The organism is Mycobacterium sp. NGS41 (assembly GCF_059812725.1).
The window spans coordinates 1-24,953 of sequence record NZ_JCALDF010000007.1; the positions used below are offsets into that span (position 1 = coordinate 1).

At 64.7% G+C, this 24,953-nt stretch carries 22 protein-coding genes; 13 read left to right on the plus strand and 9 right to left on the minus strand.

The genetic code is table 11. From position 1 onward, the window contains the following. Nucleotides 1-1,320 (plus strand): helix-turn-helix transcriptional regulator (locus AC5Y21_RS08770; protein ID WP_499911380.1); only part of this gene is annotated, 1,320 nt, incomplete at its 5' end. A 36-nt stretch (nucleotides 1,321-1,356) separates the two neighbouring features. Here the strand turns inward: AC5Y21_RS08770 and AC5Y21_RS08775 are convergent. After that, complete coding sequence (locus tag AC5Y21_RS08775) at nucleotides 1,357-1,590, minus strand: DUF7218 family protein (protein WP_499911382.1); 234 nt, start codon at nucleotides 1,588-1,590, stop codon at nucleotides 1,357-1,359. A 251-nt stretch (nucleotides 1,591-1,841) separates the two neighbouring features. Between AC5Y21_RS08775 and AC5Y21_RS08780 the strand changes: the two genes are divergently transcribed. The 3 genes from AC5Y21_RS08780 to AC5Y21_RS08790 all read left to right on the plus strand — a co-directional run bounded on the left by AC5Y21_RS08780 (nucleotide 1,842) and on the right by AC5Y21_RS08790 (nucleotide 5,119). Beyond that, nucleotides 1,842-2,315, plus strand: coding sequence for a CAP domain-containing protein (locus tag AC5Y21_RS08780; RefSeq protein WP_499911771.1), 474 nt, complete (start codon nucleotides 1,842-1,844; stop codon nucleotides 2,313-2,315). A gap of 771 nt (nucleotides 2,316-3,086) precedes the next feature. Then, the gene (locus AC5Y21_RS08785) at nucleotides 3,087-4,409 is read left to right on the plus strand and encodes a glycosyltransferase 87 family protein (RefSeq protein WP_499911384.1); all 1,323 of its coding nucleotides are present in this window, start codon (nucleotides 3,087-3,089) and stop codon (nucleotides 4,407-4,409) included. A 191-nt stretch (nucleotides 4,410-4,600) separates the two neighbouring features. Continuing rightward, a complete protein-coding gene (locus AC5Y21_RS08790; RefSeq protein WP_499911385.1) occupies nucleotides 4,601-5,119 on the plus strand; it encodes a hypothetical protein in 519 nt (172 codons plus the stop codon). Between the two features lie 167 nt (nucleotides 5,120-5,286). On the opposite strand, the gene AC5Y21_RS08795 is transcribed toward AC5Y21_RS08790, so the two are convergent. The 4 genes from AC5Y21_RS08795 to AC5Y21_RS08810 all read right to left on the minus strand — a co-directional run bounded on the left by AC5Y21_RS08795 (nucleotide 5,287) and on the right by AC5Y21_RS08810 (nucleotide 8,149). Then, on the minus strand, nucleotides 5,287-6,450 hold the full coding sequence (locus AC5Y21_RS08795) for a cellulase family glycosylhydrolase (protein ID WP_499911387.1): 1,164 nt from the start codon (nucleotides 6,448-6,450) through the stop codon (nucleotides 5,287-5,289). 133 nt (nucleotides 6,451-6,583) lie between these two features. After that, nucleotides 6,584-6,703 carry an excalibur calcium-binding domain-containing protein gene (locus tag AC5Y21_RS08800; protein ID WP_499911389.1) on the minus strand — a complete coding sequence of 40 codons (120 nt, stop codon included), beginning with the start codon at nucleotides 6,701-6,703 and terminating at the stop codon, nucleotides 6,584-6,586. Nucleotides 6,704-6,884: 181 nt separating this feature from the next. Next, a complete protein-coding gene (locus AC5Y21_RS08805) occupies nucleotides 6,885-7,451 on the minus strand; it encodes a hypothetical protein (protein ID WP_499911391.1) in 567 nt (188 codons plus the stop codon). A gap of 269 nt (nucleotides 7,452-7,720) precedes the next feature. Further along, complete coding sequence (locus AC5Y21_RS08810) at nucleotides 7,721-8,149, minus strand: YbjQ family protein (protein ID WP_499911392.1); 429 nt, start codon at nucleotides 8,147-8,149, stop codon at nucleotides 7,721-7,723. 210 nt (nucleotides 8,150-8,359) lie between these two features. Here AC5Y21_RS08810 and AC5Y21_RS08815 point away from each other — a divergent pair, with 210 nt between their 5' ends. The 4 genes from AC5Y21_RS08815 to AC5Y21_RS08830 are packed head-to-tail and all read left to right on the plus strand — an operon-like array spanning nucleotide 8,360 to nucleotide 12,337. Continuing rightward, nucleotides 8,360-9,619 (plus strand): sulfotransferase family protein, encoded by a 1,260-nt coding sequence (locus AC5Y21_RS08815; RefSeq protein WP_499911775.1) that lies wholly within the window; start codon nucleotides 8,360-8,362, stop codon nucleotides 9,617-9,619. 34 nt (nucleotides 9,620-9,653) lie between these two features. After that, entirely contained in the window at nucleotides 9,654-10,892 is a 1,239-nt protein-coding gene (locus AC5Y21_RS08820; protein WP_499911778.1) for an MBL fold metallo-hydrolase, read from the plus strand. Beyond that, entirely contained in the window at nucleotides 10,889-11,359 is a 471-nt protein-coding gene (locus tag AC5Y21_RS08825; RefSeq protein ID WP_499911394.1) for a VOC family protein, read from the plus strand. Before AC5Y21_RS08820 ends, AC5Y21_RS08825 begins: the two co-directional genes overlap by 4 nt. Before the next feature lie 6 nt (nucleotides 11,360-11,365). Next, on the plus strand, nucleotides 11,366-12,337 hold the full coding sequence (locus AC5Y21_RS08830) for an LLM class flavin-dependent oxidoreductase (RefSeq protein WP_499911396.1): 972 nt from the start codon (nucleotides 11,366-11,368) through the stop codon (nucleotides 12,335-12,337). Here the strand turns inward: AC5Y21_RS08830 and AC5Y21_RS08835 are convergent. Further along, nucleotides 12,330-13,568, minus strand: coding sequence for a PucR family transcriptional regulator (locus tag AC5Y21_RS08835; protein WP_499911398.1), 1,239 nt, complete (start codon nucleotides 13,566-13,568; stop codon nucleotides 12,330-12,332). The genes AC5Y21_RS08830 and AC5Y21_RS08835 overlap by 8 nt on opposite strands. 84 nt (nucleotides 13,569-13,652) lie before the next feature. Here AC5Y21_RS08835 and AC5Y21_RS08840 point away from each other — a divergent pair, with 84 nt between their 5' ends. From AC5Y21_RS08840 to AC5Y21_RS08855, 4 genes are all read left to right on the plus strand, one after another. Next, nucleotides 13,653-14,744, plus strand: a complete 1,092-nt coding sequence (locus AC5Y21_RS08840) for a ferredoxin reductase (RefSeq protein WP_499911400.1) — start codon at nucleotides 13,653-13,655, stop codon at nucleotides 14,742-14,744. 19 nt (nucleotides 14,745-14,763) lie between these two features. Then, nucleotides 14,764-15,933, plus strand: a complete 1,170-nt coding sequence (locus AC5Y21_RS08845; RefSeq protein WP_499911401.1) for a fatty acid desaturase family protein — start codon at nucleotides 14,764-14,766, stop codon at nucleotides 15,931-15,933. A gap of 270 nt (nucleotides 15,934-16,203) precedes the next feature. Continuing rightward, nucleotides 16,204-17,004, plus strand: a complete 801-nt coding sequence (locus tag AC5Y21_RS08850) for an NHL repeat-containing protein (protein ID WP_499911403.1) — start codon at nucleotides 16,204-16,206, stop codon at nucleotides 17,002-17,004. Nucleotides 17,005-17,118: 114 nt separating this feature from the next. Then, nucleotides 17,119-17,505 carry a DUF2237 family protein gene (locus AC5Y21_RS08855; RefSeq protein WP_499911405.1) on the plus strand — a complete coding sequence of 129 codons (387 nt, stop codon included), beginning with the start codon at nucleotides 17,119-17,121 and terminating at the stop codon, nucleotides 17,503-17,505. On the opposite strand, the gene AC5Y21_RS08860 is transcribed toward AC5Y21_RS08855, so the two are convergent. Further along, nucleotides 17,495-18,823, minus strand: a complete 1,329-nt coding sequence (locus AC5Y21_RS08860; RefSeq protein ID WP_499911407.1) for a M1 family metallopeptidase — start codon at nucleotides 18,821-18,823, stop codon at nucleotides 17,495-17,497. The genes AC5Y21_RS08855 and AC5Y21_RS08860 overlap by 11 nt on opposite strands. Continuing rightward, nucleotides 18,820-22,761, minus strand: coding sequence for a Pls/PosA family non-ribosomal peptide synthetase (locus AC5Y21_RS08865; RefSeq protein WP_499911409.1), 3,942 nt, complete (start codon nucleotides 22,759-22,761; stop codon nucleotides 18,820-18,822). The genes AC5Y21_RS08860 and AC5Y21_RS08865 overlap by 4 nt, the downstream gene beginning before the upstream one ends. A 141-nt stretch (nucleotides 22,762-22,902) precedes the next feature. On the opposite strand from AC5Y21_RS08865, the gene AC5Y21_RS08870 reads away from it, so the two are divergent. Next, a complete protein-coding gene (locus AC5Y21_RS08870) occupies nucleotides 22,903-24,168 on the plus strand; it encodes an HNH endonuclease signature motif containing protein (RefSeq protein WP_499911411.1) in 1,266 nt (421 codons plus the stop codon). 103 nt (nucleotides 24,169-24,271) lie between these two features. Here AC5Y21_RS08870 and AC5Y21_RS08875 read toward each other — a convergent pair whose 3' ends face one another. Further along, nucleotides 24,272-24,913, minus strand: a complete 642-nt coding sequence (locus AC5Y21_RS08875) for a GntR family transcriptional regulator (RefSeq protein WP_499911413.1) — start codon at nucleotides 24,911-24,913, stop codon at nucleotides 24,272-24,274. Nucleotides 24,914-24,953 lie beyond the last annotated feature (40 nt).

The window sequence follows — 24,953 nt, forward strand, 5'->3', positions numbered from 1 at the left end:
CCCGGGCTGGCGCGCGAGATCGGAGACCCGGCTCTCGTCATGCGCGCCCTGATCGCGCACGGGAACGTCTATGCTCACGAATCCGATGTGGCCCGAACAGATTTTCTGGAGGCCGGCAGCCTCGCGCGCGAACTCGATGATCGGTGGCGGCTGTGTCAGATTCTGGGTTGGCAATCAGTGGCCGCAATGAGCGCAGGGGACCACGTCGCGATCAGTGCGGCGGCCCGTGAAGGCTGCGACCTCGCCGAAGCGATCGGCGATGACTCCAACGGGCGTCTGTGTCGATTGGCTCTAGCGACCGCACCCACATACCGCGGCGAGGTAACGCAGGCGGCCGCCTCGCTACGCGACGCCCTCGCCGAAGCCATCGCCGCGCACGATCCGTTCTGCAGAGAGGCAGCGCTCCTGTGCCTGACCTTTGCGCTGGCATGGCAGGGCGACGTTGACGGTGCACTGGTCTCCGCGGATGCGTACCTGGATGATCAGTCCAATGTTGGCGAACTCGTTGACCGCGTCGGGTATTCGGCGATCGGGCTGATCAGGCTGATGGCAGGCGATGCCGCCGCGGCTCACGAAGCATACGAAGCGGCGCTGCAACGTACGCCGTTGACGCCTGCAACTGTAAACACGTATGTAGTCACCCCATTGCCGCTACTGGCCCTCGGCGAGCTCGCAGTAGCCCGACGTCGGGCCGACGATGTGGTTGCGATGTCGACGGGCGTTTCACTTGTCGCGGCATTAGCTTCTCGGGCACGCGTAGCAATCGCGCAAGATGAGATGGAGCAAGCCAGTCTTGATGCTCATGAAGCACTCAATGTTGCGACCGAAACGCATGGCTATATGACCGTTCCGGATGCGTTCGAATGCCTCGCCTACGTCGCGGCGGAGGCGGGGAATTACCGAGAAGCTGCTCGCCTACTCGGCGCGGCAGATGCTGTTCGGCAGCAAAACGGTGTCGCTCGATTCAAGATATTCGAGGCCGACCACGAGCGCCGACTCATAGCTATCCGAGATCAGTTGGGCGACACCGACTTCCGTGCCGCCTGGGACGAGGGAGCGTCGCTGACCATCGACGAAGCGATCGCCTACGTTCGCCGTGGTCGCGGCGAACGTAGGCGCGCCAGCAGCGGATGGGCTTCATTGACCCGAGCCGAACTCGACGTGGTGCGATTGGTCGGCGAAGGACTGGACAACAAGGGAGTCGCCGCACGACTCTTCGTCTCCCCACGCACGGTGCAAGCCCACCTCACCCACGTCTACAACAAACTCGGCCTCGCGTCGCGCGTGCAGCTCGCCCAGGAGGCAGCCAAGCACGGCTAAGTTTTTGCCTTCATCCCCATTTTCGGTCGACGAAGACTAGCTCGACTTCTTGCCGCCTTTGCGCCCCGCGGCCTTCTTCTGCGACTGGTTACCGCCGCTGCCGCTGCCGCTGCTACGGCTGCTCTGGCTGCTGCCCGAGCTCTTGCCGCCCTTGCTGGAGGCACCAGGCGAGTTCGATATCGCGGCGGCCCTCGACTTGCTCATCCCCTTCTTACGCAGTCCCTCGTACTGTTTGTCGTTCTTGACGCTAGGCCCATGATTCTTCGCCACTTTGGACTCCTTTGTCTCGTGCAGCCGGAATACCCGTTTTCCACCGTGAAGAACGACTTTGAATCCAGGCAACTGGAATCCATCGACCGCCAACTTATCGACATCGTGCACACGGAGGCCGCGCACACGGGGACTGATCAAACGTGGTAGGGCCGCCGGATTGGCGATTCCCGACCTTTCATCGTCGAACGCGGATAGCATTTGTTTGCCAAAAGCAGCAAAGCGAGCGCGTGGCAAGAGGCAACGTGACGATGAAAGTCAAGATTGTCGCCGTCTTCTCGATCTACACTGCTTTCACAACGGCTCTCGGCACGGTTGCTGGATCCGCTGCGCGCGCAGACGATTCGGGGACCGTGGTGTACAGCGGGGTGAGCCGGCTTCGCCAGACATGCGGGGTGACCGGCGACGACCAGCGTTTGACGGCGGCAGCACAACGGCACGCCAACGACATGCTGAAGAACGGGCTGGACGGCCATGTCGGTTCGGACGGCTCGTCACCGCAGGAGCGTATCGCGGATGCGGGCTACCCCAGGGCCGGCTACATCGGTGAGATCGTCTACTGGGGCACCGGATCCGCGGCGACTCCGAGCGCAGCGCTCGACTGGTGGATGGGAAGTCCTGCACACCGAGCGATCATCCTGAACTGTGCATTCAACGCGGGAGGTTTCGCCACCGCCCGGGACGCCAACAAGATGATCGCCGTCGGTGACTTCGCGGGACCTTGAAAGCCAAACCGGGCCAAGCAGTTTCGGATCACACGCGCCTTCCGGCAGTCAATTCGATGCCTTCCGCACTTGGCGCAGCGATTACCCTGCCTCCTCGTGCCCACACGCAGCTCGTATGCTGAACAAACCCCCGCCTTGGGGGCGTCGGGCCCGAGGAGACGTGCGCGATGAAGCTGTTCATCAGTCACTCCTGCCACCGCATTCTCATTGCGGCTGCGTCCGCTGCGTTAATCGCTGAAGTCGGAATTTTCGTGTCGGGGCCGGACGAGCCGGGCGCCGCGCCTGCCGGCACGACGGGGACGAGCATCCCGTGGTCGACGAGTTTCTCGCTCATTGCGACCGAGGAGTCGACACCGGATCCGACGGCGGCATTCGAAACGGCACCCCGAGCGGCTCCACCCGTAGCGGCGGCACCCCCAACGGCGGCGCCGCCACCGGCGCCGCCTCCGGAGCTGAAGTTGTGGTACGGCGAACCGTCGCCCAAAGGGATACCGGCCTTTGTTGCGATTACCAATAACGCAGACAATCGGGCAGTGGGCTGCGTGTACAGGACCGTTGCGGTGGCGGGTCCCGCCGTCATTGTCAATTACAACGACACCGTGAGTTTCACCGTAACCGGCCGGCGGAGACGAGGCTCGATCGTCACGGACCCGCGACCGGCTCGACCTGGCACGTCACCGTGACGTGCGACAACGGCCTGACGATCAGCCAGGACCACATTTACTGAGTGACGACCAAACGCGGTTTCGCTCCAGAGAGGACTGTCCATCGATGCGCGGAGCTGACCGGGCCGCCCAGTCACCCGATGGTCACCTTCCCTTCGACGATCGACAGCTCGACTTCCGATGGTCGACACTGCTGGTCCTCCTAGTCGCGGCGGTTGTTTCCGGAGTACTGCTGACCACGCTCGTGACGCTATGGGCACGCGACATCGGTTTGCTGGTAGGAGGGTGGGATTTCTGCATTTTCCGCGACGGCGGGCGTCATGCTCTCGGAGACCTGCCGCTCTATGTCAAGCCCTCCGGCTACTGCAAGTTCGAGTACATCTACCCACCGTTCGCAGCGCTCTTCTTTGCGCCGCTGGTCTGGTTACCCGACGGCGCAGACAAGTACATCTGGTTGGCGATAAACGTCGTACTGCTGGCTGCAATTGTGATGCTGTGCTTTCGAATACTGGGCTACCGCATGACCCCGTACCTGGCCGGTGTCTCCGCACTGTTGGGGATTGCTTGCGCGTTTTTGGAACCGGTCCGCACCACGCTGTTCTTCGGGCAGATCAACCTACTGCTGATGCTGATGGTGCTCTGGGACGCCTCGCTCGGAAACCGCAGTCGACTCAAGGGGATCGGCATCGGCGTCGCGGCGGGCATCAAGCTCACGCCCGCCTACTTCGTCGTGTACTACCTGTTCTTGCGCCAGTGGCGAGCCGCCGGGGTCGCCGTCGCGACGATCGCCGCGACAATCGGGCTGGGCTGGCTCGCGCTTCCTAACGATTCCTGGCAGTACTGGCGCGGAAAGGTCGTCGAGTCCAGTCCTTTCAACAAGTCGCTCTTCCATGTCGCCAACCAGTCTGTCCGCGGCGGGATCGCCCGCCTGACGGGAGAGGTGCCGTCCCCGTGGCTATGGTTGGGCGCCGATCTGTGTGTGGTGGCGCTTAGCATGTGGATCGCCGTGCGCCTGTATCGCCGCGGAGAATCCCTGCTCGCGATCACCGTTGCGGGACTGAGCGCCTCCGCGGTATCACCTTTTACGTGGAGCCATCACTGGGTGTGGCTTGTACCGGTGATCGTTTACTTCGTACATCGGGCACTCACAAACTCGTGGTGGTGGGTCGGGGTAGCGACATTATTCGCGGTGTTGGGTTCGTGGCCGCATTCACTTCCGTTTGACGCCGCCCCGCGCATCGGTCTCTACCTGTTCGTGCCGCGAATGGTCGGCTGGCAACCGCTGGAGAACCTCTACCTCATGGTCTATGCCGTTCTTCTGATCGTCGCGGGCCTCATCGCGAACCGACAGCAACGCGCAGGCCGCCGCGACCAGTTGCGGGGGGAATTAACCACCGACGGCCATCGCAGTTTGGTCATCGAACGTTGAGGTTCTGACTCCACGCGAACGGGCCGAAGACTCACGCGAGCTCCAAGGACTCTTTTAGAAGCCTCCAAGCGCTGACTGCAAATCTTTTCGCAGCAAACGACTTCGGCGGCGGCGACGCGAAATCTCGCCATCTGAGCCACTTGCACGCCACACCAATCAATCCATGAACCGACTCGATCGAGGAGGAAACAATGTCACATCCGAATCGGGCGCTCGCCGAGAGCAACGCGCCTCACGCAACCAACACCGAGCTGCCGCCGCTGTACGCTGCACCCGCTTCCCGGCGGCGCCCAGGCTCCGTCACTGCCGCGGCGGTCCTCGCATTTGTGTATGGCGGGCTGGGCACGCTCGTCTACCTATTTATTCTGCTGCGACTAGCTGCTTTGACTGCTAGCTACCATTTGACAACCCATTTGTTTGCGGTCGTTGTCGTAATCACGCTGCTGGAAGCTGCCTTTACTGCACTGTTCATCTGGGGCGGCGTCAGAGCTCTGAAAGGCCGCAAAACAATGCTGCTGGTTATGTCAGTGATGAAAGTAGGTCTCACTGCGCTAGCACTCGTCAGAAACCTCGCAGATGGTACGACCTCGCCCGGCACTGCGTTGGTGCAAGCGGTTTTAGGCCTGGTGTTCGCGGTGCCGATCCTGGTACTGCTCGCGCAACGGCCCAGCGCGGAGTTCTTCCGGGCCCGTCGCGGCGCGACGACCTAAATCGTGACGACAAAGGCCCTCATTTCGCACTGCGAAATGAGGGCTTTTGCGTCCCCCTCGCAAGCGGGCACTGCCCCAGCACGCGCTAGCTATGTCTTGATTGGCACCTGGCAGGTCAGCTCGTCGCTGACAAAACGACTTTCTGTGCGACGCGGCCCATGCCGGGTTTACCGTACGCGACCTGCGGCTTGGTCCTGGGCCAACAACACATTGCCCGTCAGGCTGCGAATTGTTTGAACTTCGCCATCCCGGTACGGCCGTCCATCGGGTTGCAAGAGGTCGTGGAACCACACCTTCGGAGGCGTCGTGTACGGGTGGTCCCAGGAGTCCCACGGCAGATACGTCTGAGTTTTTCCAGCCACGAAACCCCAATTGATGGCACCGACGTTGTGTCGCTTGGCAATTGGTAGGATTCCTTCCACAGTGCTGCCCTGCGACCTGGCCATGTACTCGGTGCATAGGATCGGCCGCCCCAGCGGGGTGAGTTCGTTGATCCGGGCCTCGAACTCGCCAGGTGGCGCGTAGCTATGGAATGTGATCACGTCGGAGTTGTCCAGTTGAATGCTCGCGATTGCGCTGCGGCGCCCCGGATCTCCCCAGGCTCCGTCCCAGACGCCGCTGGTCAGCGGCTGCGCCGGATCGACTGAACGCGCCCACTGGAACACCTGTGGCAGCAGTTCTCCGACGCGCTCCAGCTTGTCGGTCCTCTCCACCTTCCGATACACACGGGACGGATTGTCGGGCTCATTCCACAGGTCCCAACCCAGAACCCGATCGTCGTTGCGAAATTGGCTCAGCACGCCCGTGACGTAGTCCTGCAGAACGCTGATGTAGCGGCGGTCATCGATACGTTCGGCACCGGGGCCCTGCACCCAACCCGAGTTGTGTACGCCAGGCCGTGGCGCGCGCTGTACCCCCGACTTGGGCAACGGGTCCCAGCAGGAGTCGAACAGCACAAAGAGGGGTTTGATCCCGTGGCGCGCCGCGATGGAGACGAATTGCGCGAGACGCAGCTGGAAGCGTTGCCGGTCCTGCGCCCACAACTGATCGTGCAAAAAAACCCGCATCGTGTTGAACCCGTGCAACCGGGCCAGGCCCAACTCGGCGTCGATGCGTCGGGGGTCATAGGTGCCCTGCTGAAACATCTCAAGCTGGTTGATCGCGGTCGAGGTGATGTAATTGGCGCCGACGAGCCAGCCTTGCGCTTGATACCAGCGACTGACACGATCAGGTGACCACCGAGCCGCTTCCGCAGTGGCGCAAGGCGTTTGGGCCAGTGCGGCGCCAACTGCCAGCAGTAGCGGTAGCTTCAGGGCCGTTCGGCGGCGCACGAAGCGACGATAGTGTTGCCCGGCGGGCATGCTGAATTCGCAATCCCTCGTAGTGGAGAATTGTTATCTCGTTGTCACCCAGCAGTATTCACCGTGCCGGGGCGAACGGGCCTTCGACACGCGGAGCGTGTCGTCAATGCGATTCCCAGGTGATGCCGCCGTTGCCGCGATCAAGCTTTGGAGCGAAGGCCGGATCGTCCCTGAGGATGTTGTAGCGACCGTCGGCGCGAGCTGCCGAGCAGTTCGGCCACACCTGCGCTGAGAGCCGCGCTGGCGCCGGTCAAGCCGGCCAAAAGACACGCACCATCGCAACCCCCAACCCCGCGTGGCATTCCGTTAATGCCGCTTCTAACAACTGGTTTGGTGAGATTACGCCGGAAGAGGCCGTCCGCGGGCCGAAATCGAGAAAGTCGTCGAGTCGCGGCCGATCGACGTTACGCCGGCGCCGACGGGATGGTGATGGTCACGGTGCCCGAGCCCGCTGCGCTCGGGGTCGGCGACGTCGAGCTGCTGGTCTTGGGCTTCCTCGTGCGTTTGGTTGTCGACGGCTGGGTCGTGCTGGTAGCCGGGACGACGGATGTCTGTGGCGTACTGGGACCCGACGAACGAGAAGTGATGCCCCAGATCAGCAAGCCGATCAAGACGATGACGACCACGCCCACCGTCAACAGGACGGCGGGCCTGCGATACCACGCAACTTTGGGTGAGGTGGTTTGCGTTTGGTGACCGGCCGGTACCGGTGCGTCGCCCGGCGTCGGGCGGGCGGGGGGTTGAGCGCCGCCGGGTGACGGCCCGAGTGGCGTGGCGCCGGCTTGTGCCGCGGCCTCGTGGCCGGCTGCGGCGGCTTCCTGGCTGGATGCACCCGCTAGTGCCGCACGCAGCGCTGCTTCGGCAGCGGCTTGGACCTGCGCTTCGTCGCCGCTGAATTGTTTGCGCGCCCATTCTCCCCACTGAGCCCTCTTCGCGCTCAGGTCAGAGTTGGCGTCCTGGGCATCGGCCATTTTCACCTCATACAGGTCGGTAGCACAGTTCACCAAACGCAATCGCGGACGTTTGGAGACCTACATGATCGCATTTAGCGGATCGCCGCGAGGGTTCGCTACCCGCACAGAGCCGAAATTATCGAGACGAGGACGTCGACGTCGGAGCGTGCCGACCGGGGTGTGACGGCAGGACAGCCCCCCGCCGGGCCAGTGAAATGTCGAATCGGGGGCAATAGCAATAGAATTGATCCACGCCGCCAGAGCGCCGAGTCGTCTTTCGGCGATATTTACCCCCGCTGCTGATGCTGATGCTGATGCTGAGGCTGCTGCTGCGGCTGCGGCTGCTGGGGTGCGCCGCCGTATCCCAGCTGGGAGGCGGTGTAGCGTGCGCCGTCGGTAACCGGCACGGCCTGCACCGCGGTGCCGTAGGCGCAGATCTCGGTCCACACCTCGCCGATCTCGGTGGTGTCGAAGCGCATTGCGACAATCGCGTTTCCGCCTTTGGCGCGCGCCTCGGTGATCAACCGATTCATCGCCTCGTTGCGGCTCTCGGCCAGGTTCTTGGTCATGCCCTGCAGTTCGCCGCCGAACATCGACTTGAAACTGGCGCCCATCTGGGAGAATGCGTTTCGTGAGCGCACGGTAAGCCCGAAGACTTCGCCGCACACGCGTTGGATCTCCCAACCGGGAAGGTCGTTGGTGGTGACGACGAGCACCGGATTACCTTTCTGCCGAGACGAGGGGGCTGTTTACCGCTGCAGGGTACCGCCCCATGGTTCTAGCGCAGCGTTCGGTCCTGGCCATTGCGGCCCCGCCTTCCCGCTTGCCGGGAGGTCGGTCAACGACGGGTTCTGGCCGCGGCTAGCGTTCGTGTTATATCGCCGACGGCTGGTCGAGGAGGTCGCGTGGGTTCAGCGGACCAGGAAATCCAAGACGCCGTCGACGACATCGACTTCGACGATCTGACGTCACCCCAGTTGACCGACATTCAACGTCAGATTCTGAAGTACACCGAAACCCGGCACGTCGACTTCGACGTCGACGGGATGGTCGCCGAGGCCATTGAGCAAGCGGGCGCCGACGACCTGGATGACGCGGACGGCTTCGGTGAGCGCCTGAGCACACATGTGGCCTCGATCGACGCCGACGACGGGCTGACCCAACTCGCACGGTCGTCGTTGCGGCAACGGGTCGTTCGCCTGCTACGGAACCGGTTGTCGTTGACCGACCTCATTAAGCGATATCCCGAGATCGAGTCGATCCCGATCGAGAAGCCCTTCATCGTGGTCGGGATGCCGCGGTCGGGTACCACGCACCTGGTGAATCTCATTGCCGCCGATCCACGCCGGCGCTCGCTGCCGTACTGGGAGAGCCAGGAACCCATACCGGCCCACGGCCAAGGCCCCGACATCGCCGGCGTCGACCCCCGCTACGCGCGCGCCAAGGCCGAACACGACGCGCTGATGGCTAGCGCACCGGTGGTGGCCGCCATGCACGACCGGTTCCCCGAGGCAATCGAGGAGGAGGTCGAACTCCTCGACCTCGATCTGGCCGGCTATGTGCTGGAATGGCATGCGCGGGTGCCCGGATGGCGTAACTACTATCTGGGACTGGATCAAACGCGGCATTACCGGTATATGCGAAAAGTGGTGCAGGCGTTGACGTTTCTGCGCGGCCCGCGGACCTGGGTACTCAAGAGCCCGCAGCACTGTGAGCAGCTCGGCCCGCTGATGGCGACGTTTCCCGACGCCACCGTGGCTTTCACCCACCGCGACCCAGCCGCGGTGATCCAGTCGGCAGTCACGATGATGGCCTACTCCGACCGGCTGCGCCGCACCAGCATCGAGCCCGCCTGGCTACTGGACTACTGGACCGATCGCGTGCACCGACTGCTGAGCGCGTGTGTGCGCGACCGCGATCTGGTTCCGGCCGAACGCAGCATCGACGTCAGCTTCCACCACCTCAACGGCAACGAAATGCCGTTGCTGCACGAGCTTTACCGACGCGGCGGAGTCGAATTGACGCCGGAGGTGTGTGGGCGGTTCCAGCAATACCTGGACGGCAACCCGCGTGGCAAGCACGGCCGCATCCGCTACGAGCTACAACGGCACTTCGGGGTCTCGGCGGACGAATTGCGCGAGCGGTTCGGCTTCTACTTCGACAGGTTTGACGTCCGCGCCGAATGAAGGAGACACGGGCCGAATGAAAAAGCCGAAAGCGGTGTTCGAACCGGTGTATCGCAGCCGCCAGGGCGCCGACGCGATGCGACCAGCTTCGGCCGAGAAGGCAGAACAGATCGCTCCGGGACTGTGGTGCTCGCCGGGTCTGTCGAACGCCTACCTGTTGACCACCCCAGATGGCCGGGTGATCGTCAACACCGGGATGGGCTTTGAAGGACCGGTACACCGCGCCAACTTCGATGCCGTCGACTCGTCGCCGGTACGCTACATCATCTTCACCCAGGGTCACGTCGACCACGTCGGCGGCCTGGAAAGCGTTCGTGACCCCGACACCACGGTTGTCGCACAAGCCAACTGGAGGCTCTGGCGAGACGACAACGAACGACTCATCCCGTATCGCGCCAACCGCAGCGCATTCGCCTTCAAAGACACCCTGACGACCGGTGTACAGGCAATTCAACGACGACTCGGCACCAAACGACTGCCTGGCCTGAGTGTGCCCACGGTGGATCTCGACTTCGAGGACACCCTCACCCTCGAACTGGGTGGGCGACACATGGAGCTAATCTCCGTCCCCGGGGGAGAAACCAACGACTCGCTTGTGGTGTGGTTGCCGGACGATCGGATTTGCCTGTGTGGAAACACCTTCGGGCCGATCTTCGGGCACATCCCCAACCTGGTCACCATCCGTGGCGACCGCTACCGCGATGCGCTGACGGCCATCACATCCGTCGAGCGGGTACGCAACCTGCAGCCAGAGCTGCTGGTAACCGGTCACTTCGAGCCGATCGCGGGAGCCGAGCGCATCAACGCCGAGTTGACCCGACTGCGCAACGCGATCCAGTACGTCCACGACCAGACCGTCGCCGGGATGAACGCGGGCAAGGACGTGTGGACCCTGATGCGTGAGATCACCTTGCCCGCGGAATACGAAGTGGGCCAAGGCTACGGCAAAGTCTCCTGGGATGTGCGCGCCATCTGGGAGAACTACTCCGGCTGGTTCCATCACCGGTCGACGACTGAGCTTTACCCGGTTGGTTTCGACGCCGTCAGCGCCGACATAGTCGAACTGGCGGGCGTCGACGCAGTCGTGGAGAGGGCGCGGGCACACCTCGACGCGGGGCGCCCGCTGCACGCTATTCACCTCGCGGAGCTGGCGCCGGAAGACCACCCGGGCGCAGGCGAGGTACTCAAAGCGGCCCACGAAGATCTGCTGGCCGACAGCACAAATTTCTGGGAAAGTGCTTGGCTCACACAGCAGATAGCGAGGAACTCATGACACTACGACCCCAGGATCTCTACCACACGGGCATCGTGGTGCCCGATCTCGATGCCGCGATGGCGCGCCTGACCGCGCTGGCCGGGTACCAGTGGATAACTCCGCTGTCCTATACGCTGCCGTTTCGCACCGCGGCCGCCGGGACGCACGAATTCACTTCGACAATCGTCTATTCCGTTGACAGTCCGCACATCGAGCTCATCCAAGAGGTTCCTGGAAGTCCCTGGGTGGCCGCCCATGGCAACTCCGTTCACCACCTCGGCTACTTCACTGACAGCCTGGCCGATGCCGCCCGAACGCTGGAGGACAACGGCTTCACCTTCGAAGCCACCGCCGCCGTATCATATTCGGAACTTGCGTTATTCGCCTACTACGTCGATGCATTCGGCACTCGCATCGAGATCGTCGACCGTGCCCTGTTTCCTGATTGGCCCGCATTCCTGCGGTCGCAGGCCCCTGATCGGTAGTCGGACATGCTGTTAACGGTGCTGCGCTTCAACTTCGGTTCGCCGCAAGGCAAACCGCGTAAGCAGAGCGAGTTGATCAATGCCGCACTCGAATTAGCGCAGTGGGGCGAGGCGCACGGCGTCCGCTCGGTGAGTGTCGACGAGCATCACGCTACCGGGCACGGATGGAGCTGCAATCCGATAATGGCCGCCGCTATGTTCCTGGTCCGGACGTCAACCATGCTTGCGAGTGTCGACTGCGCCCTGGGGCCGTTGTGGAATCCGGTTCGGCTGGCCGAAGACATCGCGCTCGTCGACAACATGAGCCGCGGCAGGTTGCTCACCACGGTCGGGCTGGGATACCGCACGGTCGAATATGACGCAATCGGAGTGGATTTCAGCCAACGCGGCAAGCTGATGGACAGCCTGGTTGAGCGGATGCTGTCGGTGTGGGCAGGCGCTGACCCAGATCGGGAAGTGTGCACGGGTACCTGGACACGGCCGCATCCAACGCTGTTCGTAGGCGGGGGAGCGCGCGCCACCGCACGGCGAGCCGCACGGTTTGGGCTGCCCCTCAGCCTGGCCGACCATCTGCCCGACATCGCCGCCTACTATCGCCAGCTGTGTTCCGAGTCCGGGATCAAACCACTTGTCATCATGCCCGGAGCGACCAACCGCGGAATGATCTTCCTGCACGAGGATCCCGACCGGGCATGGGCCGAACTCGGCGAGCACATTCTCTGGGAGGCAGTAACTTACGGCGGATGGTCAAGCGACGAGCGGTCGCTCATGCACCTGCCGGGAGTTGAGACCCTGGACCAGGTCAAGGCGTCGGGGCGATACCGGTTTCTCACCCCCGAACAGCTCATCGCCGAAGTCCGTGCGACCGACGAGTACGGGCCGATCGTGTTGCATCCGTTGGTCGGCGGCATGCCGGTCGACGAGGCGTGGAAGTCGGTTCAACTGCTCACCGATAGCGTGCTGCCGGCCCTCACTTGACGCGCGCGGACGCAGGTTCCCAGGGCGGCTCGCGGACGGGTCGGATCCCGAGCGCCACGGTGAGTTCGAGGATCGTCTGCGGGTCGTTGAGGCTGTTGCCGTAGAGCTCACGCAGCTGACCCATGCGGTACCGCACTGTTTGTGCGTGCACGTAAAGATCGGTGGCGACGGCCTCACGCTGGCCTTGGTGCAGCAGCCACGATCTCAACGTTTCGGCCAGCCGCTCTGCGGTGTTGGGCCGCAGTCCCGCTAGGGGCGCGAGGACCTTGCGACGCAGATCGTCGGCCGCTTCGCGGTCGGCGGTCAGGACCAGTTGGACGAGGTGCTCGTCGGTGTCGACCACCTCGACGCCGTCTCCGACCCCTAACTCGTGTGCGCGCAGCGCGCGTCGATACGACGACTCGGCACGCATCCACGGACGCGCCGGCCCCACTACGGCGTGACGGCCCTGCAACGCTGACAGCAGCTGCGCGCGGTGGCGGCCGTCCAGATCTGAAACCAGCAGCACTGCCATTGACTCGGAGTCTTCAATTCCCGGGAGGTCCTCGGTGAGCAGCAACATCGATTGGCCGAAACGTTCTACCAGTCCACGGGTTTGAGTCTCGGCGAGCAGTACGGCAGTCAGGGTCTCCGGAGCCTGCCAACCGGCCTCGTTCGCACTGAACAGCAGCATCTCGTCGGGTTCGCCGACGAGCAGCTGTCTGGCCAGTCGCTCCAGGTAGCGTTGCCGCACCCGTCCGGTGGTTGCCAGTTCGTCCGTGTGTCCCGCGAGGCTGGAGGCCGACAGTTCATCGATGAACGCAAACACCAGCTCGGCGAATCGCGCCACCGTCTCGGCAGCCATCTCCGCGGCGACCGCGGTCTCGGACAGTTCCCGCCACGCGACCCGGCCGCCCACGCGGTAGGCCGACAGCAGCGCGTCCATGGACCGGCCCTGCCGCGCTTCGCCGCGCCCCAATTCGTAGGCCCCATCGAGCGCCGGCGACAGCGCCGCCGTCGGATCCGCACCGTGAGCGCCTACCGCCAAACGGAGGAACGCAGCGAGCGCCATCTGCACGGCGTGCTCGATGGTCTGGCCCATCCGCCCGCTGAACGCGTCGGCGTAGCTGGGCACTTCGACCGTGACCGCGGTGATCGTGCGCTCGGCCATCCTCGGCAGCACGGCCTGCAACGCGGCGACCACGTCCTTGTCCAGATCGAGGCCAGTGAAGCGCAGCGCCGGTTTCAGCAAATTTATCTCCTGAGAACAAATTGAGGCCTGGCTTTCACGCCCTATAACTAAGCTTTTATACCGCAACTTAGCCAGAATTGAAGGATGACGACCACCGCACCTCGTCCGACGACTGTCGGCGCGCTGCGTGAACGCGTCATCAAATTCGCCGAACGAATCACGACTCCGCTGGTTCCTTCCGATTATCTCGACGTCATCGACCCTTTGCGCTCGGGTGCCGTGCTGCGCGGCCGCATCGTCTCCGTCACTGCCGAAACCCGCGATGCGGTCACCGTGGTGATCAAGACCGGCCGCGGCTGGCGCACCCATGTTCCCGGCCAGTACGTCCGGATCGGCATCGATGTCGACGGCGTCCGTCAGTGGCGCGCCTACTCGGTGACCTCGAAGATCAGCCGAAGTGACGGCTGCATCGCGATCACTGTGAAGGCGATTCCCGACGGCGTAGTCAGCAACCACCTCGTCCGTAAAGCCACCGAGGGAACACTCGTCCACCTCGACCAGGCCGTAGGCGAATTCACCCTCGGTGCGCAACCGCCTGCGAAGATCCTGTTCCTCACCGCCGGGAGCGGCATCACCCCGGTCATGGGCATGTTGCGCAACTTCACCGACCTCGACACCGATATCGTCGTCGTGCACTCCGCACCGACCGCCGCCGACGTGATCTTCGGCGAAGAGCTGCGCAAGCTGGCGCGCGAGGGCCGAATCCGGTTGGTGGAGCGGCACACTGACGTCGAGGGAGTGCTCGACGTCACCCGTCTCGACGAAATCGTCGACGACATCGCCGAACGTCAGACCTGGGCATGTGGGCCGGTGGGGCTGCTCGACGCGGTCGAGGACCGCTGGACGACCGACGGGCTCGCCGACCGTTTACACACCGAGCGGTTCCGTCCGACTGTGCTTGTGACCGGCGATGGTGGCACCGTGACCTTCGCGCAGACCGGCACCGTCGTCGATGCCGGAGGTTCGCAGACCCTGCTTGATGCCGGCGAAGCCGCCGGCGTGCTGATGCCCTCGGGTTGCCGGATGGGCATCTGCTACGGGTGTGTGGCACCGTTGCGACAGGGCAGCGTTCGTGACCTGCGTACCGGCGACATCACCACCGCCGCAGCCGGCGACGGCGTACAGATCCAGACCTGCATCTCCGCAGCCGCGGGCGACTGCGACATCGAACTTTAAACTCAACGGAGACAATTCAATGACTGCTGTACAGCGCAAACACGACGATCCGACCGCGCACCTGAGCGATCAGGACGTCGAGGACATCGGCGTCGAACTCGACGCCATGCGGGCCGAGGTGATCGCCAGCCGGGGTGAGCGTGATGCGGCCTACATTCGGAACGTCATCGACGGCCAGCGCAAGCTCGAATTGAGCAGCCGCGCGCTGCTGTTGTTTTCGCTGTTCCCGCCGGCCTGGCTGCTCGGCACCGCCGGATTGTCGGTCTCGAAGATCGTCGAGAACATGGAGATCGGTCACAACGTTATGCACGGTCAGTGGGACTGGATGCGCGATCCCAAGATCCACTCGACCACCTGGGAGTGGGACATCGCCGTGCCGTCGGAAATGTGGAAACACTCGCACAACGAACTGCACCACACCTATACCAACGTGTTGGGCAAGGACCAAGACCTCGGCTTCCGCATCCTGCGCGTCGACGAGGATCAGCGCTGGACCCCCTTTCATCTGATCCAGCCGCTGACCAATTTCGCAAACGCATGCATCTTCCAGTACGGAATCGCCATCTATGACCTGGAGATCGACGCCTATCTGCAGGGCAAGGCCGACAAGGCCATGTTTCACCGTCAGCTCAAGGACGTGTTCGCCAAGATCGGAAAGCAAGTCCGCAAAGACTATGTGCTGCACCCGTTGCTGTCTGGTCCCGCGGCCCTCACCACCTTTACCGCCAACTTCACGGCCAATTTGGTGCGCAACCTGTGGACACACTCGGTGATCATGTGCGGGCACTTCCCTGAAGGCGTCCAGACCTTCGAGAAGACGTCCATCGTCGATGAGACGCGCGGCCAGTGGTACCTGCGCCAGATGCTCGGCTCGGCCAACATCAGCGGTAGCCCGTTGATGCACTTCATGACCGGCAACCTGTCGTACCAGATCGAGCACCACCTCTTCCCCGATCTGCCCAGCAACCGCTACCACGAGCTCGCCCCGAAGGTGCAGGACCTCTTCGAGCGCTACGGGCTGCCCTACACCAGCGGTCCGTTGGCGAACCAAATTACCTCGGCGTGGAAGAAAGTCTTCCGGCTCTCGTTGCCCAATGACTTCGCACGTAGAGCGACAACCGCACTGTCACCGGCCAACGTCACGCGTGTCGTCTTCGGGAAGCCGAGCGATTCCGCCGCAGCCGCCTAACCCGGCTGCTCGAGGCAGTCAGCGTGAAGTCCGCGCTGTCGGTACGACGGGCGGCCACACCTGCAAAACTTCCGTGAACACCCGGCTGGGCATACGTGACGCTTGCGTATCGTCCAGTGTTTGATGTGGCGCATGGGCGTTAAACCGAACCGGCAACGGCAACGGGTGCTAGCTGCAATCTCGGCCTTGATTGTCGTGATCGTTTCATGCCACCGCACAGTTCCCGGCACGGGCTCTTCCCTGAGAACACCCGCCCCGACTCTGGGATCGGTGTGGTCGACTCAGGCGAAAGAGCTGCCGCTAAGTGACCTGGACATGCCGCGCGGAGTGGCGGTTGACAAATCGGGCAATGTCTACGTCGCGGATTTCTCGCGCCATCGGGTATTGAAGCTGGCGGCAGGCTCCAATACGAGCACGCAGTTGCCTTTCAACGGCAACGTGTCGCCGACGGGGGTGGCCGTCGACGAAGCGGGGAGTTTGTACGTGGTCGACAGCCACAGCAGCAAGGTATTCAAACTAGCCGCCGGCGCCGCAACTCCGGCCGAGCTTCCCTTCGGCCAGCTGGGCCAATCGGAAGGGGTAGCCGTGGATGCCACGGGCGACGTCGTCGTCAGCGACACCAATACTTACGACGGCACCGGCGAAGTGCTCAAATTGGCGGCGGGTGCTGCGGCTCCGACCAAGCTACCGTTCGGCGAGCTCAAAAACCCGCAGGGCGTTGCCGTCGACTCCGCCAACAACATCTACGTCACCGACTTCGACAAGCAGATGGTGCTCAAGCTGGCACCGGGCGCCGCGTCTCCCAAGGAGCTTCCGTTTGGCGGTCGCCACTGGCTTCACGCCATGGCCGTCGACACGGCCGGCGGCGTGTTCGTCACGCAGATCGATCTCGATGACCACACCGGCCGGGTGTTGTACCTGGCCCCTGGCGCTGCCAACGCGACCGAGTTGCCATTCACCGGATTGGAATGGCCGCAAGGCGTAGCGGTTGACAGCACCGGCAACCTATACGTCACCGACGGCAATCCCGACAAGAACACGGGCCGTGTGGTGGAGCTCGCGCGAAGCTGATCGAGCGCTCTCACGCCCCCAGCCGAAGGCTCCTGCAGCGGGCGACCGCCGCGCCCTAGCCGCAATTGGCCAAAGTTGCTTCAAAGTTCGGGCCGACGGCGTGATACTAGGCGGGTGGCTGATCGCAATGTGCTGGGCGGCCCGCTGGGACCGTGCGGTACCGAACCATTAACCGGCTTCTATCGTGACGGCTGCTGCTCGAGCGGCCCCGAGGACCTCGGCAGACACACGATCTGCGTTGTCGTCACCGCAGAATTCCTGGAGCACCAGCGGTCGATTGGCAACGACTTGTTGACGCCGGTGCCCGAGTACCGATTTCCCGGACTGTTGCCGGGCGACCGCTGGTGCGTCACGGCCCTGAATTGGCTGCGGGCCCATCACGACGGTTGTGCCGCCCCGGTGGTGTTGGCGTCCACCAACGAACGCACCCTCGAGGTGGTGCCCCTCGATGCGTTGCTGGAACACAAAGTCGACGTTCCGGACGATCTGGCTAACTTGTAGAGCTCGGCACTTCGGTCGAATATAACCACGCGTCCCACAACGGCCGCAGCGATTCATCGGCGTAATTGGCTGCCAGGCCGGTGAAGTCGTCGGTGACGACGGTGCCATGGCGATATCTGGTCGTCCAATCTTGGAGCAGCGCAAAGAATTTCGATCCGCCCAGCCGTCCGCGCAGCGCGTGCAGGGTCAACGCACCGCGCTTGTACACGCGATCGTCGAACATCTCACGCGGCCCGGGGTCGGCAAGCAACAGGTCTTGCGGCTTGTCGATCAGCTGCTCGTGGTGGCGGCGGGCGAGCTCGTCAGCGCTGGGGCCGCCGCTGTTTTCGGACCACAACCACTCGGCGTAGCACGCGAATCCCTCGTGCAGCCAGATGTCACGCCAGCTCCGCGCGGTCACCGAGTTGCCGAACCACTGGTGCGCCAGTTCATGTGCGATCAGTGCCTCGCTGGTCCCCGTGCCGTCGCAGTGGTTGGCACCGAAAATCGAAATCCCTTGCGCTTCAAGCGGGATATCCAGCGGGTCGTCGGTCACGACGATGGTGTAACCGTTAGCCAGCGGATACGGTCCGAACAGCTCGATGAACAGCTCCATCATCTCGGACTGGCGGGCGAAGTCGTCGTCGAAGTCGCGGCGCAGCCGTTCGGGCAACGCCGCCTTGATCGGCACCGGCGTCGTCGCGAGCCGCGTCAACTCGTAGACGCCGATCTGGAGAGTGACGAGGTAGGTCGGCGTCGGTTCGGGTTGTTCGTAGGTCCATACGGTCTGCGAGGCCCGTACCCGTCGCGACGTCAGCTTGCCGTTGGCGACTACCCGATAGCGGCTTTCTGCGCTGACCTGAATACGGTAGGCAGCCTTGGCGCCGGGGTGGTCGTTGCACGGAAACCACGACGGGGCACCGTTGGGCTGTCCGGCGACCAACACGCCGTCGGTCAGTTCCTCGAAACCCACGTCACCCCATAGCGACCGGATCGGTTTGGGCGAACCGTGGTAATGCACGACGAGCGACAGTGCTGTCCCGGTGGCCACCTTTGATGCCAACCGGATGCGTAACTTGCCACCGCGACAAGAGAATTGGCCGGCACGCCTGCCGTTCACCCACACCTTCGACACCGACAATGCATCGGACAGGTCAAGGCTGAGCTGCTGCAGCTCGGTGAGCGTCACCGCGGTGATCGTCGCCGATCCCGACAGCCGGTTGATGGCGACCTTGTATTCCAGGTCCAACTCGTAGCGCGACACCCGGTAGCCGGGATCGCCGTTCTTCGGCAGATACTCGTCGATCACCGGGGCCGGTGACTTCCCGTTGGCTTTCACGCTGCGGTGTCCTGGACTCCGCCGTCGCGCCGCGCCCTGCCGGGGGTCTTCTTGCGGGGGAGGTTCCACGGTCTGATCGGGTTGCCTTGCCAGCGGGTCGACGGCGGCACCTCGTCGCCGCGCACTACCAGCGACGCCGGCCCGACGGTAGCGCCGGCCCCCACTCGCGCCGCGGGCAGGGCGACGCAATGCGGCCCCAGGGTCGCGCCGGGTTCCAGTACGACGCTGTCCATCCGCATGATCCGGTCGTGGAACAGATGGGTCTGCACCACGCAGCCGCGGTTGACGGTGCAGCCGTCGCCAAGCCTGACGAGATCGGCCTCTGGCAGCCAATAGGTTTCACACCACGTGCCACGTCCGACGCGGGCACCGAGCGCACGCAACCACAGGTTCATCACCGGCGTCCCGCTGGCGGCTCGGGCGAACCACGGCGCGGCAACCGTTTCGACGAACGTATCGGCGACCTCGTTGCGCCAGACGAACGAGGACCACAGCGGAAACTCTCCGGCTCGAATACGGCCTACCACAATCCATTTCGCGGCAACCGTGATGCCGCCGGCTATCGCGCCCGCGGCCAGCAGCACCAGTCCGCCGCACATCGCCGCCCACCAGATGCCGAAAATTCTTGCTATTGCGTGCAACACGCCGAGTACGGCCAGCCCGATCGCGACCGTCGCGAACACCGGCAGCAGCCGGCAGATCTCGACTGCCGCGCGCATCACCTTCAACCGCGTCGGCGGGTCGTAAGTTGTTTCCTCGTCCGTCTCGGCCGGGCGTCGGCGCAACCGCATCGGCGGGCTGCCCAGCCACGACGATCCGCGCTTGGCCTTGGGTGGCGTCGCCGAGAGCACCGCTACCAGACCTTCGTCGGGGACGCGGCGGCCCGGCTGGGTGATGCCAGAGTTACCGAGAAACGCGCGCCGGCCCACGGTCGTCTTGGCAGCGTAGATCCAGCCTCCGCCTAGCTCATAGGACGCGACCATGGTGTCGTCGGCCAGGAACGCGCCGTCCTCGATCACAGTGAACTTGGGAATCAGCAGCACCGTGGAGATCTCGGTGCCGCGGCCAACCTTGGCGCCGAGCAGCCGCAGCCAGATCGGCGTGAGCATGCTGGCGTACAGCGGAAACAGGTAGTTGCGCGCGCCGTCCATCAGCCGCTCGGTTGCCCACAGTTGCCAGCCGGCGCGGCTGCGCACCGGGTGGTAGCCCTCGCGCAGCCCGATCGACAACAGCCGGACGCCCAGCACCGTCAACAGTGCGTACGTCATGAGTGCGGTCAATGTCGCCACCGGCGTCCATGCCAATGCCGGCAAAATCGCCTGCGACAAGCGGCGAATGTGCTGCACCGCTGCCGCGATCACCGTAAGGCCGGTCGCCACCGCGACCAGTGGCAGCGCAGCGAGCAGCGGAGACGTCAATCCGTACATGACGACCCAGTGGGTCCTGCGGGCCGGTCGCTCGTCCGGCCACGGGTGGTGGGCCTTGCCCGACTTCACGGCAGGGGAGCCCTTCCAGTACTGGCCGTTCTTGATCTTGTCGATCACTCCGGAGCCCGGCGCCACGTCGGCGTTTTTGCCGACCACTGCGCCGGGCAGCAGCGTGGTACGGGCGGCGATCGTCGCGTCGTCGCCGATCGTGACCTTGCCGACGTGGAAGGCGTCCCCGTCGATCCAGTGTCCGCTCAGGTCGACCTCGGGCTCGACGGCGCTGCGGTGGCCAAGCGTCAGCAACCCGGTGACTGGCGGCATCGAGTGCAGGTCGACGCCCTTGCCGACATTGGCTCCCAACGCACGCGCGTAGTACACCAGCCACGGCGCGCCGGCCAGATTCCCGGCGCCGCTGGCCTCGGTGAGTCGCTCGGCGATCCACACCCGCAGGTGCACCGACCCGCCGCGGGGATAGCTGCCCGGCTGCACCTTCCACAGCAGGATGCGTGCGAACACTACGGCGATACCCATCCGGCCCACCGGCGTGACGAACAGCAGGAGCCCGGCGGCGACCAGCCACCAGTTCACCACCACGGTCCACGGCACCAGATGCAATGCGTGGGCGACGTTGTTGCCCAACGCCAGCCAGGTCACCCACTGCAGCGCCGCCAGCGTCGCCAGCGGCACCGCCAACACGGCCTGGATCAGCTGGGTCAACCGTGGCGTCGGCCGCACCACACGCTGGGCGGACTGCGGTGGTGGTTCCAGCTCATCGAGGAATCCGGCGAGAGAGCCCAACCGCGGATGGTCATACACGTCGGCGACGGTGATTTGCGGATATTGGTGGCGCAGACCGGCGACTAGCTGCGCGGCGGCCAGCGACCCACCGCCGAGCGCGAAGAAGTCGGCTTCCAGACCGGCCGCGGCGCCGGTCGCCTCGGGACCGGAAACCGCCGTGCCGAGCAAGGCCTGCCACAATTCGGCCAGCAGGCCCGCTGTGCCGCCCAGGCTGGCCGTTTCTGTGTCCGTTCCACCGGGCGGCGGCCATGGCAGCGCGTCGCGATCGACCTTGCCCGACGTGCGAGTCGGCAGCTCGTCGATTCGGATGAGACGCGGCACCAGCGCGGCGGGCAGGTGCTCGGCGAGCTGCTTGCGGGCCTCGTCGATGTCGAACGACGCATCCGCGCTGACCAGATAGCCGACCAGCACCGGGGTGCCGGCGGTGGTCTGCCGCACCGCGGCCGCGGCGCCGGTGACGCCCGGCAGGTTAACCAGCGCGGAGTCGACTTCACCCAGCTCGATGCGGCGGCCGCCCAGCTTGACCTGGTCGTCGGCTCGCCCGCAGAAATACAGCCCGTCGCGTTCCAGCCGCACCAGATCACCGCTGCGGTAGGCGCGCTGCCAGTCCAGCGTCGGCATCGGGGCGTACTTCTCGGCGTCCTTATCCTTATCCAGGTAGCGGGCCAGCCCGACGCCGCCGATCACCAGCTCGCCCACCTCGCCATAGCCGACCGGATTGCCGTCCGCGTCGACGACGGCGAGGTTCCAGCCCGGCAACGGCAGCCCGATGCTGATGGGCCCGCCACCGCCGAGCCTGGCCGCGCACGCGACCACGGTGGCCTCGGTGGGGCCGTAGGTGTTCCACACCTCGCGGCCTTCCTGGATACTCGGGCCCAGCCGCTCGGCCAGTTCCGGAGGGCAGGCCTCGCCGCCGAAGATCAACAGCCGCACCGCTTCCAGCGCCTCGGCGGGCCAGAGCGATGCCAGCGCCGGCACCGTCGACACCACGGTCACGTCACGCGTGACCAGCCACGGACCGAGGTCCATCCCACTGCGCACCAGCGACCGCGGCGCGGGAACCAGGCAGGCGCCGTGCCGCCAGGCCAGCCACATCTCCTCGCACGACGCGTCAAAAGCCACCGACAGTCCGGCCAGCACTCGGTCACCAGGCCCAATCGGATTGTGCTGCAAGAATATTCGTGCCTCGGCGTCGACGAAAGCGGCGGCACTTCGATGCGTGACGGCCACGCCCTTCGGTGTACCCGTGGATCCAGACGTGAAGATGATCCAGGCGTCGTCTCGCGCCAGCGGGGCCGCCGCGCGCCAGCCGCGCGACGAGCCGGGGCCTCTGATCAGCCCGGCTTCGGTGATGACCGCGACAACGTTGGCCTCACTGAACACCAATTCGGCGCGTTCGTCCGGATCGTCGGCGTCGACGGGCACGTAGGCCGCGCCGGTGGCCAGCGTCGCGAGGATCGCGACGTAGAGCGCATAGCTGCCGGACGGCATCCGGATGCCGATCCGGTCGCCGCGACCGATGCCGCGGGCGGCCAGCCAGACCACGCTGTCCTCGATGTCGCTGATCAGCTCGCTGTAGGTCAGTTGGACGGTGCCGTCGTCGATCGCGGCGGCGTCCGGATAGCGCGCGGCGGTTTCGTTGATGATGTCGACCAGCGTGCGCGGGCTGGGTGCGTCGGACGACAGCAGGTACTGCGCTGGGATATCCGGCACCTTATGAAAATACTCAAGTCGTGGCGAGATCGCTGCGCGCCACCGCTGCACGTTCAAACTCGGATGAGGAGCTTGGCGGCCAGACTCGGCTGCGGAATTGGGCGGCCCAGACTTGTCGTACCCCGCTGCGATGATGACGTTATGTCTTCGACCGCATCGCCTGCTGCGACGGTAAGTCCTGCGCAGCGTGTTGAGCTGTTGTTTGAGGAGTTGGCGGAGTTGGCCGGTCAGCGCAACGCGATCGATTCGCGGATCGTGCAGATCGCGGCCGAGATCGAGCGTGACGAGTTGTGTGCGATCACCGGTGCGCGGTCGATGGCGGCGTTGGTGGGCTGGAAGCTGGGCTTGTCCTCGGCGACCGCGCACACGATCGCCACCGTGGCGGGCCGGTTGGAGGAGTTGCCGCGCTGCGCCCAGGGCATGGCCGAGGGCCGACTGTCGCTGGATCAGGTCGGGGTCATCGCGGCGCGCGCCGGAGCGGGATCCGATGAACACTATGCGGAGCTGGCCGCGGTGGCCACGGTCAACCAGTTGCGTACCGCGGTCAAGCTGGAACCGCGCCCGGAACCCGAACCTCGACCCGAGCCTGAGCCGTCGATTACCTCGACCAGCACTGAGGCGGGCAGTTGCTATCGGATCACCCTGGGCCACCATGACGCCGCGAAGTTCGACGCGGCGCTGGCGTCGCATCGGGATGCGATGATCGCGGCGTGGAAGCGCGACCACGGCGACGACGAGGGCGAGCAGCGGCCCCCGTTGCCGTCCACGGTCGAGGCATTCATGCGGCTCGTCGAGACGGGATGGGACGCCGACGCGGCGCGCCGCCCGCACGGGCAGCACACCACCGTGGTGGTGCACCTGGATGTGGCCGCGCGTGCGGCCGCCCTGCATCTGGGTCCGCTGCTATCTGAGTCCGAACGCCAATACCTGACCTGTGATGCCACCTTTGAAGTCTGGTTCCACCGCGACGGCCAGCCGCTCGGCGCCGGGCGGGAGACCCGTCAGATCAGCCGGCGGCTGCGCCGCGCGCTCGAGCACCGCCACCGCAGCTGTGTGGTTCCCGGCTGTGGCGCCACCCGTGGCCTGCATGCCCACCACATCCGCCATTGGGAAGACGGCGGCCTGACCGAGTTGATCAACTTGGTGCTGGTCTGCCCGTATCACCACCGGATGCACCACAGCGGCCGCCTAACCATCACCGGAACCGCCGACAACCTCACTATCACCGACAGCACCGGCCGGCCCATGAGCACAGGATCACTCGCACGACCACCCAACGGGCCGCCACCCGACGTCGCACCCTGGCACGGGCCCCTCGGCGAACGCGCCGAATGGTGGTGGTACACACCCTTCCAATTACCAGACAATCCGAGCACCATAGCCAAGCTCAAACCCGCGGCGACATAGCGAATCTCGCTCACGCGACCCGCTGTCATCGGACCTTGATAACCAAGGCCGACAACCAACCCGCAACCCCGCCGACGCGCGGGTAGCGCGGCGGTCTCGCGACTTAGCTCGGCTGCAGCCAGTGGGCCAGTGAGCGCCCGGCTTCCAGGACGTGACGTTCGGCGATCGTGCGGGCGCGCTCAGCGTCCTTATCGCCCAGGGCATCCAGCAGCTGTTGGTGCTCGTCGAGCGAGTGCTTCTCGTGATCGGGGAACAACGTCAGAAAGTTGGTCGGTACGACACGCGCCGCCTGCTTGATCTGCGCCATCAGCCGCGGCGAGTGCGCGGCCCGGTGGATCCGCTGGTGAAAGTGCCAGTTGGCCTCGCCGATGCTGTCGTCGCCGGAGCGTGCGACGACGTCGGCCGCCAGTTGCCGCAGCGCCTCAAGTTCGTCAGACTCCACGCGCTCGGCCGCCCAGGCCGCCGCCTGCCCGGTCAGCACGCCGAGAATCGTGAAGCTGTCCAGCACGTCGTCGGGACTGATGCCGATCACGGTGACCCCGCTGCGCGGGGCGACGCGGACCAGACCTTCGAAAGACAGCTCCAGCAGCGCCTCACGGACCGGGGTCCGGCTGGTCGCGAACTCCTCGGTGATGGCGTCCAGGTCGATGCGCGCCCCGGCTGGCAGCGCGCCCGTGAGGATGCGGTCGCGCAGTTCCCGGGCGGCGCGTTCCCGCACCGTGCCGGAGATATCGATGGCCGCCATCCGCACAGGCTACCGTACCTGGCGTTTGAAATCTGATATA

Coding starts and splice junctions, on each gene's coding strand:
- AC5Y21_RS08780 (WP_499911771.1), top strand. CDS start 1,842: ATGAAAGTCAAGATTGTCGCCGTCTTCTCGATCTACACTGCTTTCACA.
- AC5Y21_RS08785 (WP_499911384.1), top strand. CDS start 3,087: ATGCGCGGAGCTGACCGGGCCGCCCAGTCACCCGATGGTCACCTTCCC.
- AC5Y21_RS08790 (WP_499911385.1), top strand. CDS start 4,601: ATGTCACATCCGAATCGGGCGCTCGCCGAGAGCAACGCGCCTCACGCA.
- AC5Y21_RS08805 (WP_499911391.1), bottom strand. CDS start 7,451: ATGGCCGATGCCCAGGACGCCAACTCTGACCTGAGCGCGAAGAGGGCT.
- AC5Y21_RS08825 (WP_499911394.1), top strand. CDS start 10,889: ATGACACTACGACCCCAGGATCTCTACCACACGGGCATCGTGGTGCCC.
- AC5Y21_RS08830 (WP_499911396.1), top strand. CDS start 11,366: ATGCTGTTAACGGTGCTGCGCTTCAACTTCGGTTCGCCGCAAGGCAAA.
- AC5Y21_RS08840 (WP_499911400.1), top strand. CDS start 13,653: ATGACGACCACCGCACCTCGTCCGACGACTGTCGGCGCGCTGCGTGAA.
- AC5Y21_RS08845 (WP_499911401.1), top strand. CDS start 14,764: ATGACTGCTGTACAGCGCAAACACGACGATCCGACCGCGCACCTGAGC.
- AC5Y21_RS08870 (WP_499911411.1), top strand. CDS start 22,903: ATGTCTTCGACCGCATCGCCTGCTGCGACGGTAAGTCCTGCGCAGCGT.
- AC5Y21_RS08875 (WP_499911413.1), bottom strand. CDS start 24,913: ATGGCGGCCATCGATATCTCCGGCACGGTGCGGGAACGCGCCGCCCGG.